This window comes from Aeromonas bivalvium, from assembly GCF_046078285.1.
Taxonomy (GTDB): Bacteria; Pseudomonadota; Gammaproteobacteria; order Enterobacterales; family Aeromonadaceae; genus Aeromonas; species Aeromonas bivalvium.
Window position 1 is genome coordinate 306,877 of sequence record NZ_JBGXBV010000004.1, and the last position, 15,965, is coordinate 322,841.

At 47.4% G+C, this 15,965-nt stretch carries 18 protein-coding genes; 7 read left to right on the forward strand and 11 right to left on the reverse strand.

Annotated elements, in window-relative coordinates:
• The first annotated feature begins 498 nt into the window (after positions 1 to 498).
• From ACEUCR_RS12420 to ACEUCR_RS12450, 7 genes are all read left to right on the forward strand, one after another.
• A complete protein-coding gene (locus ACEUCR_RS12420) occupies positions 499 to 1,371 on the forward strand; it encodes a flagellin N-terminal helical domain-containing protein (protein WP_408790501.1) in 873 nt (290 codons plus the stop codon).
• A 39-nt stretch (positions 1,372 to 1,410) separates the two neighbouring features.
• Positions 1,411 to 1,866, forward strand: a complete 456-nt coding sequence (locus tag ACEUCR_RS12425) for a flagellar protein FlaG (RefSeq protein WP_408790504.1) — start codon at positions 1,411 to 1,413, stop codon at positions 1,864 to 1,866.
• Positions 1,867 to 1,899: 33 nt separating this feature from the next.
• On the forward strand, positions 1,900 to 3,294 hold the full coding sequence (gene fliD, locus ACEUCR_RS12430) for a flagellar filament capping protein FliD (protein WP_408790507.1): 1,395 nt from the start codon (positions 1,900 to 1,902) through the stop codon (positions 3,292 to 3,294).
• A 25-nt stretch (positions 3,295 to 3,319) separates the two neighbouring features.
• A complete protein-coding gene (gene fliS, locus ACEUCR_RS12435) occupies positions 3,320 to 3,742 on the forward strand; it encodes a flagellar export chaperone FliS (protein ID WP_111873004.1) in 423 nt (140 codons plus the stop codon).
• Positions 3,739 to 4,065 (forward strand): hypothetical protein, encoded by a 327-nt coding sequence (locus tag ACEUCR_RS12440; protein ID WP_408790509.1) that lies wholly within the window; start codon positions 3,739 to 3,741, stop codon positions 4,063 to 4,065. The genes fliS and ACEUCR_RS12440 overlap by 4 nt, the downstream gene beginning before the upstream one ends.
• Positions 4,065 to 6,155, forward strand: coding sequence for a motility associated factor glycosyltransferase family protein (locus ACEUCR_RS12445; RefSeq protein WP_408790512.1), 2,091 nt, complete (start codon positions 4,065 to 4,067; stop codon positions 6,153 to 6,155). The genes ACEUCR_RS12440 and ACEUCR_RS12445 overlap by 1 nt, the downstream gene beginning before the upstream one ends.
• A gap of 91 nt (positions 6,156 to 6,246) precedes the next feature.
• Positions 6,247 to 6,894: a pseudaminic acid biosynthesis-associated methylase gene (locus tag ACEUCR_RS12450; RefSeq protein ID WP_408790515.1), complete on the forward strand. Its 648-nt coding sequence runs from the start codon at positions 6,247 to 6,249 to the stop codon at positions 6,892 to 6,894.
• Positions 6,895 to 6,968: 74 nt separating this feature from the next.
• Here ACEUCR_RS12450 and ACEUCR_RS12455 read toward each other — a convergent pair whose 3' ends face one another.
• The 11 genes from ACEUCR_RS12455 to ACEUCR_RS12505 form a co-directional block, all read right to left on the reverse strand.
• On the reverse strand, positions 6,969 to 7,649 hold the full coding sequence (locus ACEUCR_RS12455) for a class I SAM-dependent methyltransferase (RefSeq protein ID WP_408790518.1): 681 nt from the start codon (positions 7,647 to 7,649) through the stop codon (positions 6,969 to 6,971).
• An 11-nt stretch (positions 7,650 to 7,660) separates the two neighbouring features.
• Positions 7,661 to 8,314 (reverse strand): WbqC family protein, encoded by a 654-nt coding sequence (locus tag ACEUCR_RS12460; protein WP_408790519.1) that lies wholly within the window; start codon positions 8,312 to 8,314, stop codon positions 7,661 to 7,663.
• Complete coding sequence (locus ACEUCR_RS12465; RefSeq protein ID WP_408790521.1) at positions 8,311 to 9,330, reverse strand: DegT/DnrJ/EryC1/StrS family aminotransferase; 1,020 nt, start codon at positions 9,328 to 9,330, stop codon at positions 8,311 to 8,313. The genes ACEUCR_RS12460 and ACEUCR_RS12465 overlap by 4 nt, the downstream gene beginning before the upstream one ends.
• Positions 9,317 to 9,778 (reverse strand): acyltransferase, encoded by a 462-nt coding sequence (locus tag ACEUCR_RS12470; RefSeq protein WP_408790524.1) that lies wholly within the window; start codon positions 9,776 to 9,778, stop codon positions 9,317 to 9,319. Before ACEUCR_RS12470 ends, ACEUCR_RS12465 begins: the two co-directional genes overlap by 14 nt.
• Positions 9,775 to 10,833 carry an N-acetylneuraminate synthase family protein gene (locus tag ACEUCR_RS12475; protein ID WP_408790527.1) on the reverse strand — a complete coding sequence of 353 codons (1,059 nt, stop codon included), beginning with the start codon at positions 10,831 to 10,833 and terminating at the stop codon, positions 9,775 to 9,777. Before ACEUCR_RS12475 ends, ACEUCR_RS12470 begins: the two co-directional genes overlap by 4 nt.
• The gene (pseG, locus tag ACEUCR_RS12480) at positions 10,830 to 11,867 is read right to left on the reverse strand and encodes a UDP-2,4-diacetamido-2,4,6-trideoxy-beta-L-altropyranose hydrolase (RefSeq protein WP_408790530.1); all 1,038 of its coding nucleotides are present in this window, start codon (positions 11,865 to 11,867) and stop codon (positions 10,830 to 10,832) included. The genes ACEUCR_RS12475 and pseG overlap by 4 nt, the downstream gene beginning before the upstream one ends.
• Positions 11,867 to 12,571: a PIG-L deacetylase family protein gene (locus tag ACEUCR_RS12485; RefSeq protein ID WP_408790533.1), complete on the reverse strand. Its 705-nt coding sequence runs from the start codon at positions 12,569 to 12,571 to the stop codon at positions 11,867 to 11,869. Before ACEUCR_RS12485 ends, pseG begins: the two co-directional genes overlap by 1 nt.
• A complete protein-coding gene (gene pseF / locus ACEUCR_RS12490) occupies positions 12,568 to 13,278 on the reverse strand; it encodes a pseudaminic acid cytidylyltransferase (RefSeq protein ID WP_408790536.1) in 711 nt (236 codons plus the stop codon). Before pseF ends, ACEUCR_RS12485 begins: the two co-directional genes overlap by 4 nt.
• Before the next feature lie 57 nt (positions 13,279 to 13,335).
• Positions 13,336 to 14,481 carry a UDP-4-amino-4,6-dideoxy-N-acetyl-beta-L-altrosamine transaminase gene (gene pseC, locus ACEUCR_RS12495; RefSeq protein ID WP_408790539.1) on the reverse strand — a complete coding sequence of 382 codons (1,146 nt, stop codon included), beginning with the start codon at positions 14,479 to 14,481 and terminating at the stop codon, positions 13,336 to 13,338.
• Complete coding sequence (pseB, locus tag ACEUCR_RS12500) at positions 14,478 to 15,482, reverse strand: UDP-N-acetylglucosamine 4,6-dehydratase (inverting) (RefSeq protein ID WP_408790542.1); 1,005 nt, start codon at positions 15,480 to 15,482, stop codon at positions 14,478 to 14,480. The genes pseC and pseB overlap by 4 nt, the downstream gene beginning before the upstream one ends.
• A gap of 98 nt (positions 15,483 to 15,580) precedes the next feature.
• Entirely contained in the window at positions 15,581 to 15,964 is a 384-nt protein-coding gene (locus ACEUCR_RS12505; RefSeq protein WP_408790545.1) for a rhodanese-like domain-containing protein, read from the reverse strand.
• Position 15,965: the final 1 nt, after the last annotated feature.

Here is a 15,965-nt window from a genome sequence, read left to right on the forward strand (position 1 = left end):
TCAGTTCGATAAGATGGCGCAAGGCGAAGTGACTGCTGCCTTGTGCCATTAATACTGCGTTGTGCTTGTGTTGTTCTCCCCGAGGGTATGTCACTCCCTTATCTGCCTTCCTCTATATCTCTTCTCCCAGCTCTCGCCGCGCAGCGGGCCCATCCTTGTGGACTCTGATACGGCACCCCTAAGCCCAGACGCAGGGTAGTCATGGTGGTTCTGCTTTGCCACGCCATGCCGACAAGGCGGAAGGTCCTTGCCTCTTTCTTGATGAAGGCGGCAATAAATGTCCTAAAGCTTCTGATGGGGCTGCCGCTACAGAATGTGAAGCAAATTGAGGGGTGTTCGGAAAACCAATATTTGCGCAACTGCGGGTCCTATGTCCGTTCAAACAAGGGACCCGCCAGATGGTACAGACCGTTCAATCTGCCCGTCTGAACGGTGGGATCCTGGCTGCATCACTGCAAACAGAGCCCGCAGTTTCTTGTTCATCAGGAGAAATCTTTTATGGCCATGTTTATCAATACCAACACTTCATCATTGAACGCCCAGCGTAACTTGATGAATACCACCAAGTCGTTGGATACCTCATATACCCGCCTGGCATCTGGTCTGCGTATCAACAGCGCCAAGGACGATGCGGCCGGTTTGCAGATCTCCAACCGTCTGACTTCTCAGGTCAACGGCCTGGATCAGGGCAACCGCAACGCCAACGACGGCATCTCTTTGGCACAGACCGCTGAAGGGGCTATGGACGAAGTGACTGGCATGTTGCAGCGTATGCGCACCTTGGCCCAGCAATCTGCCAACGGCTCCAACTCCGCCAAGGATCGCCAAGCCCTGCAAAAAGAAGTGGATCAGTTGGGGGCGGAGATCAACCGTATCTCCAAAGACACCACCTTTGCCGGTACCAAGTTGCTGGATGGCAACTACAGCGGCAGCTTCCAGGTGGGAGCGGATGCCAACCAGACTATCGGCTTCAGCCTTTCTCAGGCTGGTGGATTTAGCATCTCCGGGATTGCAGCTGCGATAACGGCTGGTGGGGTTGCAAGTATCTTTGTCGGCGGCTCAGCAGGTGGGATCGATATCAGTAGCCAAAGTACAGCACAAGATGTGTTGGCTTCGGTTGATTCCATGCTGGAGGTCGTAGATGGCAAACGAGCCGAGCTGGGTGCGGTGCAAAACCGTCTGGATTCGACCATTCGCAACCAGGCTAATATCTCCGAGAACGTCAGCGCCGCACGCTCCCGTATCCGTGATGCGGACTTTGCGACAGAAACTGCCAACATGACCAAGCAGAACATTCTGCAACAGGCCGCGTCCAGCATCCTGGCTCAGGCCAACCAGCGTCCGCAGTCGGCTCTGTCGCTGCTGGGCTAAATCGCTATTTCCCTCAGCCACTGATAGAAGGAGCAGCAGATGGCCAATGAATCGATAGCCATGCCCTCTGTTACTTCGACGCTAACTCAACATGGCGGCCCTCAGGCCGCCATGTCTGTTTCTCCATCCATCGCTGAGGAGCGTGTGGACGAACAGGCAGGTGTCGAGCCGACAACCAAGGCATCGCAGGAACCCGCAGCGCATATCAAGGCGTCAGCATCGCGCATGGAGAAGGAGCAACTAGAGAAGCAGGCCCAAGAATTGCAGGAAAGATTGGACAATTTGAGCAAAGTGAAGGGATGGACCATCAACTTCAGTCTGGTGCCTGAGCTCGATCAACCCGTGGTCAAGGTGATAGATGCCGATACCAGGCAGGTGATCCGCCAGATCCCGAGTGAAGAGATCCTCTTGATGAAAAAGAGGTTGCAGACCATGGAGCAGGGGGGGAACGATAGTGTCAACCTCTCGGGTCTGTTGTTCGATGGCCAGGTGTGAACATATTTTTTAGCTGATTGACAGGAGCATGTTATGGCGATTACCTCCGCCGGTGCAGGATCGGGTCTCGATCTTGAAAGTGTGATTTCGGCGAGCGTCGCCGCCAAAAAGGCCCAGTTGCAGCAGCCGATCATCACCAAACGCAACAGCACCCAGATCACCTTGTCTGGTGTAGGTCAGCTCAAGTCCTCTATCTCCGCCTTCACCGACATCCTCGACAAGTTGAGTGCCCCGGGTGCGTTCAACAAACGGGCCATCAATATCACGCAAGACAAAGATGATCCTGTGCTGAAGATGGAGAGCAAGAGCGGCGGCTCCAATGGTCAATATAATATTACCGTCAATAAGTTGGCACAGACGAGCCGACAGGAAGGGGTGTTTGACAGCTCGACAGCCCCTCTGATTACCCAGGATGGTCAGCTGACCTTCAAGGCGGGTGACAAGGAATTCAAGGTAGATGTGAATGCGGGGGATACCCTGCAGGATATCCGCAAGAGCATCAACGGCAATGGTGACAACTTCGGCCTGAGCGTCAACATAGTCAACACTGCGGATGGCAAGGCAAAACTCATCATCGACTCGGGCGTGTCGGGCGACGGCAAGGATCTGACCATCACGGGTGATAACGCCGAGCTGGGTATCTTCTCGACCGGTGCCGCCGGCAGTGCCATGAGTCAGATCCAGGCGGCGAGCAGTGCCGAAATCGTGGTCGATGGCAACATCCTCAAGAGTGATACCAATGTCTTCGATGACACCATTCAGGATCTGAAACTGACGGTGCTGCGGGTCTCCGACAAGGACAGCAATGGCGATCTGAAGTCCAACAAGGTGGAGATCACGACGGACAAGACCTCCATTCAGGAGCTGGTACAGCAGTTCGTCGATGGCTACAACGCCTTGCAGGACAAGATAGGGACACTCGGCAAGCGCAGCAGCTTCGTCGGGGGCGTGAAGCAGGATGACGGCGGAGCCCTGGCCGGGGATTCCACGACACGGGCCATCAGCACCTTCATGAGTAATCTGCTGGTCAGCCCGTCTGAAAGCAGTTCGACCTATTCGACCATCTTCGAGATCGGCATGAAGATGGATAACAAGGGCAAATTGTCTCTAGACAAAGAAAAGTTCGGCGAAGCGGTCGACAAGAACTTCGATCAGGTCGTCGCCCTGTTTGGCAATGAAAAGGGCCTTGCCGGCTCTCTGAGCAAGGGGCTCAAAGAATACACCAAGTCAGGGGGCATGCTGGCGCAGCGCACCGATACCCTGAATTCTGATTTGCGTAGCCTGAGCCAGAAAGAGGTGACCTCCAATGCCCAACTGGTGAAGTATGAGGCAGCCCTGCGTGCCCAATACGGTAGCCTGGATGCCCTGTTGGTCAAAATGAACAACTCGGCATCCGCCCTGTCTGCATTGCAAATAAAAGATAATTGAGAGTGATATTTCGAGGTTTCATATTATGTACCACCGTAATTTGAAGGCATATAAGGCAACCAGCATAGCGGCGGATTTGGCGGTTGCCGATCCGCACCGTGTCATTCAGCTGATGATGCAGGGATTTCTCGAACGCCTGGCGCAGGCCAAGGGCGCCATTGAGCGGCAAGACATGGAGGCAAAGTCCATCGCCGTCTCCAAGGCCCAGGGCTTGTTGCATGGGCTGCAAGATGCACTCGATATGAGTCAGGGCGCCATCTCCGAAGACTTGCACGGTCTTTATGCCTATATGGATGAGCGGATCTGGGATGCCAGCCTGACACGGAATGTTGCCCCTCTCGATGAGGTCATGAACCTGATGGTGACGATCAAATCCGCTTGGGATCAGCTGCCCGAGGCAGAGAAACAGCAAGGTTTTCAGATGCGTCAGCAGCTGGGTGAGCTGTGAGCACCGCGCTCGCCGCCCTCGACACGGCGCTGCAGGACAATGTCAGCCTGATGGAGGCGCTGCTGGAGCAGCAGCAATATGACGAGGCCCTGCAGTGCATGGATGAGAGGCTGGCTCTGATAGAGAGTCTGGTACAGCTGGCCAAGGCGGAGCCGGCGCAGCGACAGTCCGTCGCCATCCTGGCTGCCGCCCTTGCCGTTGAGGACGCACGCCAGCAAGCCCTGGCTGCCAGTCATCACCAGATCGTATTCAAACAGCTGGCTCAAGTCGGTAAAGCCAACAAGGCTGGGCAAGCGTATCGCATGAATAGCAAGGAGTTCTGATGTCAGTCAATTTGGATGCGGCTCTGGCAAAAGCCGAGCAGGAGGCGCAGCGACTGCAGCAGCAAGCCGAGCAGGAGGCGGCCATGGCGGTCGCACTGCCGCTGCGTTTTGAACAGAATATGGTGGCGTTTCGCCAATACATTCCCCATATCGCCGACACGTATGAGGCGTATCAGCCTGCCCGCCCGTTCAAATTCTTCTGCACTGAAAATGGTCAGCCCAATCTGGTCTGGCTCGATGATGATGTTGCCGTTTACGGGGCCGAGCCCTACCTCATCTGCGAGACCCTGGTGAGCGAGTTCATGGAGAAGGGGGCCTTGTCCAAGTTCTCCTTCAGCCAGGAGGCCAATCCCCTTGGCTTTATGCATGTCGAGTATCTCAACAAGCTGAATGCCTATCTTGACGACATTTCAGCGAAGGAAACCTTGCTTGGTCATGTGCCCAGCGAGGTGCCCAGTGCCTTGGTATTCGGTGTTGGTCTCGGATACCACCTTGGCTATCTCTATGAAAGGTGCAAGATCGGCACTCTGTTCCTCTTCGAGCCGGATCTGGATCTCTTTTACGCCTCCTTGTATTGCTTCGACTGGGCACCTTTGCTCGATTACTTGCATCAGGAGAACCTGGGGATGCAGATCCTGCTGGGGCAGGATGAGGAGAGCATCGTCAAGGATTTCGCCTCTGCCATTCACAGCCGCGGTTCCTTCCTGATTGCCAATGCATTCATCATGTGGGGCTATCAGAACGAGAAGATAAGGAAGCTGATCGAGAAGGTGCAGCAAGAGTATTTCTTGCTGGTTATGGGGTGGGGTTTTTTCGACGACAATCTGATCGCTTTGTCTCACACCATCAATAACATCGAGCGTGCAGTGCCATTTTTGCAGCACGATAAAAAAATCTCACCAGTATATCAACGGACCCCTGTCTTTATTATTGCTAATGGTCCCTCATTAGATGATTCAATTTCGGTTATCAAGGCACATAAAGATAGGGCCATATTGATTTCTTGCGGCAGTGCCATGACCGCTTTGCACAAAGTCGGCATAAAACCGGATATCCATGTTGAAACTGAGAGAACCAAGATAGTTTACGACTTCCTGGCCAATTTGAACGACCCTGATTATCAACGTGAAATTCTATTTTTGAGTACCGACGTTATCCATCCAGATTGTTCGACACTTTTCAACAAGTCCATGCTCACATTTAAACTCGGTGAGCCAGGTGTCACTCTTTATCAGAATCATTTTCCTCACTTGCAACCTTGTGCCGCATTTAGTGGTATGAACCCATTGGTTGGCAATATTGGTGTAAGTCTACCCATTAATCTTGGTTTCAAAAACATATATTTATTTGGTATGGATAATGGCTACCGGCAGAGAGGGCATCATCATTCCAAATTTAGTGCATATTATAATAATAATGATAAGGCCGAGGCTTTTGGAGAGAAAGTTTATGGTGATAGCCAGAGAGCATGTGAGGGAAACTTTGGTGGTGTAGTTATCAGTAACATCATGTTTGATACTTCTCGCCGTGTGACAGAAGAGGTATTGGCAGCTAATGGCGATGTCCAATGCTTCAACTGTAGTGATGGCGCCAAAATTGAAATGGCTAGACCTCTACCTAGTACGGAAATACATCTTTCCCAGTCGATCAATAAATCAGTCTTGATTGAAGAAATCGCCGGGTTAGGAGCACCCATTGCCTTGTCAAAGCAGGACTTATACCCACTGTTAGATATTGATTTCTTTAACGTATTTATAGACAAGATGATTGATGATTGGCAGTGTCCATTTTCGTCTAGAAATGAACTGAATCAGCTTATGTTACGTAATTTCGGTTATCTTGCGCAGATTGCTGCGACAAAGCAACAGCATATCGCACAAGTCATGATTGGTTCAATGAATTATGTTTTCAGTCTGTTAAGTACCCTTCTTTATTCATTTGAAGGAGAGGAAAAAACGCTGGAATTGATGGAGCCAGCTATCGATTTATGGCTGGAATTCTTGTCAAAAGTAAAGGATATGTATCCACGAGCGCTCGACAGTGTAGATATGATTGATGATCATCAGACTATGGATTTATTCAAGAAATGAAATTTTTACTTCTTCATATCTGTAACTAACAATATTAATTTATAGAAGTTTAATAGTTATACTTAGAATGCATTAACGGTAAGAGGTCGCTATGGGATATCATTCTGATATAAAAAATATAAACACACCGAGTACGGAGCAGGAAGACTTCTGGGCCGGTGAATTTGGCAATTCGTACGTTGAACGTAATAAAAATGAACATTATGTGGCCGATAATTTAGCGTTTTTTAGCAAAGTTATAGCACGCACGCAGAGGGTTAATAAAATTCTTGAGCTCGGCGCTAATGTAGGCCTTAATTTAATGGCTCTGAAGCAATTATTACCAAATGTGGAATTTTCGGCAGTTGAGATAAACGAGAGGGCTGCATTGGCATTAAAACGTAATGTTCCAGATGCTGATATATACCAAAAATCAATAGTTGATTTCACTTCTAATGAAGTCTGGGATTTTATTTTTACAAAAGGGGTGTTGATCCATATCAATCCAGATCAACTACCTAAAGTGTATGAGTTAATGTATCAGAAGTCATCTCGATATATACTCATCGCCGAATATTATAATCAGACACCTATTGAGGTTACTTATCGAGGGCACTCTGGAAAACTTTTCAAAAGAGATTTTGCAGGGGAAATGTTGACGCAATATCCAGATTTATCGCTGGTTGATTATGGCTTTATATATCATGGGGACACGAATTTCCCTCAAGATGATGTTACTTGGTTCTTGCTTGAGAAATAGAAAATTATCTTTAGAAATAAATGTGAAGAACAATACAAAAATGACCCAGCAAAACACAAGCTGGGTCTTTTAGTTTAAATGGACTTATATGCAATAATATCCCAGCTTGCAAAATGGTGGTTATTGTCTGGCAATATGGATACTCTTTCTTTATGTTCGAGCCTCTCAATAATAAGTCCAGCGTCGGTAAACAATTCTTTTATATGCTCTTCGTTACTAAAATGGACTTGGCCTATTTTGGCAAATTGACTGTCCTTGGGTAAATTTGTTTTTGTGTAACTATCAATGCTATCACCCTTGAGAAAGTCAGAATGATGAGTGGAGAACCAATCTATACCAATAAATTTCCCTCCTGGTCGGAGGTATCTCATAGTGGATTCAAGGATGTGTCTTATGGCCAAAGTGTCGTTATGAGTAATAGAGGCCCGGTCAACAATAAGATCAAAGTAGCCATTAAATTCTGATAGATGTGTTTTTGAAAAATCACAAGTTATAATTTTCCCCTTCAATTGGGGGTGGGTTTGAACAAGCTTGGTTGTAATAACTTGACTACCTTCGATAGCATGATAATTGCAGTTTAGAGCAAGGAACAATGGTATGTTAGCACCAGCTCCACAACCAAGTTCTAGAACATGGTGATAGCCATCTTTAGGATTGGCATATCGATATACACATGATACAAGGTCACTCCATGGCCATGTGCTCATATGAGAGTTATTTTTGTATGCGTTGTTCCATCCATCAGAATATGTCATTGAATAGTCCTTTATTTAGTATTAAACCAGTAATCAATAATTCCCATAAAAGGGATAAATGAACCAAACAATTGCGGATAGGGCGTGGGCTCAAAGTAATGATAATCCAATTTTATCCCATTTGAGATGAAATCATTTTCTTCCAGATAGTTCTTTCCCATAGGGCCAGAAAGATAAGTCGTTGCACCGACTTCTTGGCAGATATCTAAGATAAGATCTGACTTTCTTGATGAAATGCTCAGTGATGAAGATCTAACTATTTTCGTTTTAATATGTAGCTCATCTAGCCAAAATAATAGATGATTAAAACAGAGATCGGCAAGGAGAGTCTCATCATTGTTATAGAGTTTAGATATTTTTGCATATTTATCATGAAACTCAACACTTTTTGAGTAACTACTTTTGATGGACATTAAGTGACTTTTTCGCCAGTCTACATCTCTTACGATTTCAGTATCTAATAGACTTTTGCTTAAGTGCCCCTTTTTTTTGACAGGTATAGTTAGCCAGTATGGGCCATTAGCACCCTTAATTAAATTTCGGTTGGTAAAACTATTCTTCTCAAATTGGACGGTGTCGAGAAATATAAATAAGTCGCTCTTCTTGATACGTTCTATGTATCCTAGCCAAGGTAGATATGCGGGTTGATGGATGCTGATGATCATATTTTTAGTACCTTCGAACAGATAGAGATAATTTTATTTACGTCATTATCTGAAAGGGAAGGGTAGATCGGTATGGATAGTGTTTTTTTGCTTAAGTCAGCTGCATTAGGCACCAATGTATTTGTAGTAAGCAGTTCATCCTCTGTGACTGGCACGATGGATCTGATGCCACTTTCAAGTAAAGCATTTTGACAGGATATAACCTTTGCGCTATCAGTGAAAATCACAGCTCTAAACCTAACCGGTTTCACATCTTGGCTTATGCTGTCAATAACAGGGAGGCCTGCTTTCTGATATTTTTCAAATATACTAGCGCGACGAAAAATAAATTCAGGTAGCTTTTTTAATTGCTCTCGAGCAATTGCAGCCTGAATATCGGTCATTTGAAAATTAAACCTTGGTATGGCATCGACAATTGAGTCATAATCTCTCATTTTTCTTGCCAGATCGGATATATCTCGATTTTTCGATAATATAATCCCACCTTGCCCACCACTCGTTATCATTTTAGTTGCACCGAGAGAAAATACACCGATATCTCCGAAAAGACCTACCTGTATATTTTTTATCTTGGCACCAAGGGCTTGTGCAGCATCTTCAATTAAAAAGTAGCCTCTTTTGTTATCTACATTCAAATCTGGCAGGCCAAACATATGGGCTATGATGTAAATATCCGCATTATTTTTTTTTAATGAGGCATTTACTGATACTTCTTCTACATCTAAAAAATTGGGTATACCACCAGATAACTGTATCGCATTAAATATGGAGCGACATGAGTAGGCAGAGGCAGATACATATTTATTTTTGGCATTTGCTATCGTCAATGACATATAAAGTGCTGCAGAGCCACTACTGACAGCGACAACATTTTCTGCGGGCAATTTTATATATTCACCAAACTCTTTCTCTAAGGCTAAGACCTCTTCTCCTTGTGCAATCCACCCGGATGATAATACTCTGGCTGCTGCTTGAGACTCCTCATGACCAAGTGTCGGCCTATTATGTGGGATCATTTTTTCTGATACCCTCCAAATAGTAACCCTCCTTTACAATCATGGGATTACCAATTACTAATGAATATGGTGGAATATGGCCAGTATCAACAATAGTACCGGCAGCAACGACAGAATGATGTCCTATGTAGACACCACCTTTTATTACGCAATGGGATCCTACAAAGACATTATTTTCTAATATAATATCTTTTCTATCAATAGAATTTGCTAGCTCAATGCACTTCAAGTGAGAATCTGCGCAGTTAATAGTAACAAAGGATGCAATATCGCAGTGAGCACCAATGACAACGTTAGCACCTGTAGCATTAACTTCGCTAAAGGCACCAATATAAACATTTTCTCCAATTTCAGGAGTGCCTAATATCCATACAAATGGATGGTAAGGATTTTCTTTAAAAGTAGTCAAATCATAAAAATGCTGCTTGTATTCATCTTGCTTCATCATGATATGTCTTCCCAAGAAAGTAATGTGCCCTTCTGAAGACTGTGTTTTGCCACTCTCCCCAGCACATCGTCGAGGTGAATTGGTGGTAGCCCATTACCAGGTCTGCGCAATCCGATGTTTATATTACTGAATATCTCACCAGGCGTAATATCTTTTAATACGGTGATACTTCGGCGAGCCAATACTTTCATATCTTGCTCTGCAATCGTAGGTCTTATAAGAGGAGAGCCAAGCATCAGGTGGGCGTCTCTGATCGCAGATATCCATTCTCGAGATCCGTTGGGATCCTCTGAAAACCAATGGTCTGGACCTGGTAATTGGTGATCGAGTGTGAAGTGCTTCTCGAATACCACAGCGCCTAAACCATATGCAATTGCTGCAGCCAATGGCCCTTGGGTATGATCTGAAAATCCTAATACTAGATTTGGAAACGCTGCCGCTAGAGTTTTTAATTTACTCAGATTTACATCAGATACTGGTGTCGGGTATTGAGATGTACATAACATTAATACGACAGGTTTACCTTCCATTGCACCTGTAACATCAAGAGCCTGATAAACCTCCCCAAGATTAGCCATTCCACAAGATATGAGAAGTGGTAATCCAGTGGCACTATACTGCTTAAGCAAGGGAATATTGGTAAAGTCATCAGAGCCTACTTTTAGCGCAGAAACGCCTAGTTGAAGTAGCAACTCCATATCACTAACATTTTGCGGTGTAGATAAAAATGTTATCTTTTGCTCATCACAGAATTTTTTTATGCTATGCCATTCTGCTACTGAAAATTCGTAGCGACGGAACATATCTCGCATCGACTCAGTCACTTTTTTACCTTGCGAGCTGTAGGTAAAGAGCAACTCCGGATCACCGACAAATTCATCAGCTTTGAACGTTTGAAATTTAATAGCATTGGCACCCGCCGATTTAGCGACAGATATCATTTCTTTTGCGATATTTATATCACCATTATGATTAATTCCTGCCTCAAGTATGATATACGGTTCCCTATTTCCAACCGGTTTGTTAGAAAATAGAGTGTTGATATCAACTGTCATTTCATCTTCTCCAGAGTAGATATAATAGATGACGCAACATAGCTTGCTCCGTTACCATCGGTAATCGGCATAGCCGCTATGGACATATTATTTATTAGGTTGCAATCAAGGCGATCAACTGCAGTACGATAATCTGTGGCAGTAAGGTTATCTGCCATACCTAAATTAATTACTGCATCCAATTCATGTAGTGTTGCTGCAATAGGGACCTGGTTATCCGCCTGGGTGCTGATCAATGCAGGTAGCCCCATACAGCAACGTTCCCAGGACGCACTCCCTCCAGCACCAATAGCAAGGTCTGCATCGAGCATCAGCCTAGCCATATGTGGAGTCTGTATATGCAGAGTAGTGTGTGTTGAGCTACATAATTTTAATAACCGGTTTCGATGTGGGTTGTTGCCACCAATAACGACATCTATTTTAAAGCTTTTATTTGAAGCTAATACCCCTAGCAGAGCTTTTTCAGTTTCATTATCTGGATCTGTGCCACCAAAGAAAATAATTATTTTTTCCAACTTGTTTCTTATCTTTACTAGATGCCTAAGGTGTTGGAAGGATTCAGACAATAGGGTATAGCGGGGGCCTAAGAAAAGAATACAATTTTTTGATACATTGTTCACATAGGCGTTTTTACTGTTAATAACATTCTGGTCTAAAAGAAACTGGCTACAGTGGGAACGGAAAATATCATCTATTGCCAGTAACGGAATTTCGGATGCTGTAATTATCTCTTCCCAATCCATATTCAGCTGGTAATGATCGACTACCACGAGTTTCGTAGAGGTTGATAGGTTAGATAATGTAGCATAGGCATCATCTTGCTCGCTTTCACCAAGAGAATGTAGAGGTGAAGAGGTCAATATTCTATATTCATATCCCTTTTTAATCAGCTCTTCACAGAGTGCATCTCCATTAGGGGAAAAAAGAAAAACAGATTTTTCTCCTAATTTCTTAAATGCGTCAGCAAGTGCAAGGCAGCGCATAACATGCCCATATCCTAAGCTCACTGATGCGTCGGCACGAAATACAATCATCAGGCACCTATTATGTGACGGCCAAGCATGAAGGCCTCAGCATAATGATATCCAACAGAGGCCCCCCGCCATTTTGCTAAGTATTCTACAGCTTCAAGTGATCGAGGATGTGGATAGGAGCGCATTTCTGAAGCATATGTCTCGAGCGCCAACTTTTTTTTCTGCCAGTGTGGCGTAATGTCGACGAACCAATTGGGTGAGAAGGGATAAGCAGATGCCGCAGGGCGCCATTCCGTACTTGATGGAATTTCAAAAAAGAGAACTGTTTGGAGTTTTCTCCCGGGCAAGGGGCGGGTTGCTGCAATAACGGCATCATGTATTACTCTATGATCTATATTCACATCACCAACATGATGGGTATAAACAATATCTGGTTGCCATTCATTTATCTCGGTTTCGATAACTTTAATGACATCAAGCAGATCGACACTGTCCATCCTGTTATCTGGGAAGTCTAGTAAGTTGAGTCTCTTTACACCTAGAATGCTATTTGCCATCTGCGCAGCGCTATTCAGCTCAGTTAACTCCGTCATTACCACCGAGCGTTCCCGTTTGGAGAGTCTAGAAGTTGCACCTTCAGCCATAATAAGAACCGATACTTGGTCACCTCGCTCGCTATGGTTAGCAATTGTTGCTCCACATCCCAAAACTTCATCATCAGGGTGTGCGGCAACGACCAGCACTTTTTGAGAGGACGTTGTCATACGATAAGACCTTGCTGTTTTTGAAGTTGCCACATAAGTTCAGCCTGATGCCAATCCTCTAGTGTATCGATATCTATAACTAGATGACGTGGTAATATCAGTGGTGTAGCCAGACGACTGAATAAAATATTACTTTCGAGCCAAGCATTTTGGGTACCCCAATAAAATTGTCCTGCGTCATGTAAAACTAAAGGGAGGTCCTGAGAGCGGGTGGGAAAGTGTTCGGGGAAAAGCATTTCGACACCATCACCAGCTCGAATAAACCCTCTGTAAGGAGAGTAATCAAAAGTAGCGGCACTAAAAACAAAATGCTGATGGCTCTCTTCAAGTATCTTTTGGCCAGTGCGTAGATCATCGGCACGGACGAAAGGCGCCGTTGCATAAAGACAGCATACAGAACCGAGTTGCCATCCTTGTGAGATGGCCCAGTGGATGGCGTGTACGATCACTTCTTGGGTTCCAGCATGGTCATCGGCCAATTCCGGAGGGCGGATAAATGGCACACTGGCCCCATGTTTGTGGGCCACGTCTGCGATCTGCTCATCATCGGTTGAGACGATTATTTGATCAAAACAGCCCGCGTCCTGTGCAGCCCTAATTGAATGCACAATCATAGGGACACCAGCAAAAGGACGAATATTCTTACCCGGAATGCGTTTGCTCCCTCCCCGCGCAGGGATGATAGCCAGGGTCTGTGATGCGGTCATATGAGTTTCCATGTCATCGAGGTCGGGCTGTCGAGAGTGATACACAGTATTTTCTGACTAACGGGCCAAGCGCTGTATAGCTTGGATCACGTGGCTCTGCTCTTCGTCACTCAGAGTGAAATAGAGAGGCAAAGAGAGACAATGCTGATAATAACGCTCTGCTACCGGACATGATCCTGTTTTGTCTCCATATTGCTCACGATACCAAGGATGATGATAAACAGGAATATAGTGAACCTGAGTGCCAATGCCGTCAGCCATCAATGAATCCATGACCTGGCGGCGACTCTTACCAATAGCTGCATAATCTATCTCTACCACATAGAGATGGAAACAAGAGGAGAACCCCTCCATTTCCTGGGGGGTCTTCAGCCAGGGAAGTTCTGCCAGTGCCTGGTTATATTGCGCTACTAGGGTACGACGGCGCGCCTTGAACAGGTTTAGGCGTTGCAACTGGCTTAAGCCCAAAGCCGCCTGCATGTCAGTCATGCGGTAATGCCAGCCAAGCGTCTGCATCTCGTGATACCAGGGCCCCGATTGTTGGCTGAGGAGAGCAGGATCTTTGGTAATGCCATGGCTGCGTAGCAGCAACATGCGCTGATACAACACAGGATCATTGGTCATCACGGCCCCTCCCTCACCACTGGTGATCGTTTTGACTGGATGGAATGAGAACACTGTTGCATCCGAAAACAGGCAATTGCCCACCGGACTGCCGTCGGAATAGCGGGAACCAATTGCATGGGCCGCATCTTCGATGATCTTTAGACCATGCTTTTTTGCGATGAGGGAAAGAGCCGGCATGTCCGCAGGTTGGCCTGCAAAATGGACCGGGCTGAGTAACCGAGTAGCAGGAGTAATACGCGCCGATACTGAGCTGGGGGATAGGTTATAGCTGATGGGGTCTATATCGGCGAATACAGGCTTGATACCACAGTAAGCCATGCTGTTGGCCGTGGCGGCAAAGGTATTGGGTGTAGTGATCCCTTCGCTACCTTCGGGTAATTCCATCGCAGCGACCGCCAGATGCAAGGCCGCGGTGCCGCTTGCGACCACCAGGCAATACCTGGCCCCAGTGTAGGCACAAAGTGCCTGCTCGAATTCGGCAACTTTCGGGCCTTGAGTCAAGAAGTCGGAGCTTAGCACTGCATTGACAGCGGCTATATCTGCCGCTGAAATGTCCTGTTTACCGTAGGGGATCATTCCGCCAATACCTCCTTGTTGAGTTGTTGCAACTCAGCCTGGGACATGAAGACGGGATTATTGAGAGAGTTGTATTCAAATCCTATAGGTACGCAGCAACCTTGCTCTCCTATGGCACTGACAGAGAAGTCATCGCTACGGTGATTGAAGGTGATGCTGGGGGCGATGACGTAATAATCCTTGAACTCATAGGTGTGGTAAGAGTCATCGGCCGGGCACATCACCTCGTGCAGCTTTTCGCCCGGACGGATGCCGATGATCTCCTGGGGCAAGTCCGGGGCCATGGCACTGGCGAGATCCGTGATACGCACCGACGGGATCTTGGGCACGAACACTTCCCCCCCCTTCATGCGGGCAAAGTTGGTCAGCACAAACTCCACCCCCTGTTGCAGGGTGAGCCAGAAACGGGTCATCTCGCCATGGGTGATGGGCAGGCTACTGGCCCCTTCCTTGATCAGGCGATCGAAGAAGGGCACCACAGAGCCGCGGGATCCCACCACGTTGCCGTAGCGCACCACGGAGAAGATGGTCGGGTGCCTGCCCGCCATATTATTGGCGGCGACGAACAGCTTGTCGGAGCAGAGCTTGGTGGCGCCATACAGGTTGACCGGGTTGGCGGCCTTGTCGGTGGAGAGGGCGATCACCTTCTCGACCCCGTTGTTGAGGGCCGCCTTGATGACGTTTTCCGCCCCATAGATGTTGGTCTTGATGCACTCCATGGGGTTGTATTCGGCGGCGGGCACCTGCTTGAGGGCGGCAGCATGGACCACGAAGTTCACGCCGTGCATGGCCATGTCGAGCCGCTCGCCATCGCGCACGTCGCCGATGAAGTAGCGCATGCAGGGGTGGTTGAAGTGCTGCTGCATCTCGAATTGCTTGAGTTCATCACGGGAGTAGACGATGAGACGAGCCGGTTGGTAACGCTCCAGCACCATCTGGATGAAGCGCTTGCCAAAGGAGCCGGTGCCGCCGGTAACCAGGATCGTTTTGTCGTTGAACATAGAGTGCATCTCGCGTGAAGAGGAAATCAGATAAATGGGAATGCAAAATCAGGGCCAAAAATAAGGTTATTGGTGCACCAAATGGTGTCAAAAGGGGCTTATTGTTGGGCGTCCTTGTATTTCAGCCAGCCTGGATAGTCGCCGCTCAGGTGATAGACATGGCCAAATCCGGCCTTCTCCAGCTCGGTTTGTGCCTGTATGGCCCGTCGGCCGCTGCGGCAATAGACCACGATCGGCAGCCTTCTGTCATCGCCGAGTTCGACCAGACGCTGGCGCAGCTGGTCGTGGGAGATGTTGATGGCGCCGGGGATGTGTCCCTCGGCAAATTCCGCCGGGGTGCGCACATCCAGCAGCAGGGGGCGCTTGCCCGATTGCTGCTGCCAGCTTTGCAGTGTCTGGTTGTCGATGGGGACGGCCGCCAAGGCGGGGCTGGCGAGGGCGGCGCACAGCAGCAACAGACAGGCTCGAGATGAGAGGGCCATG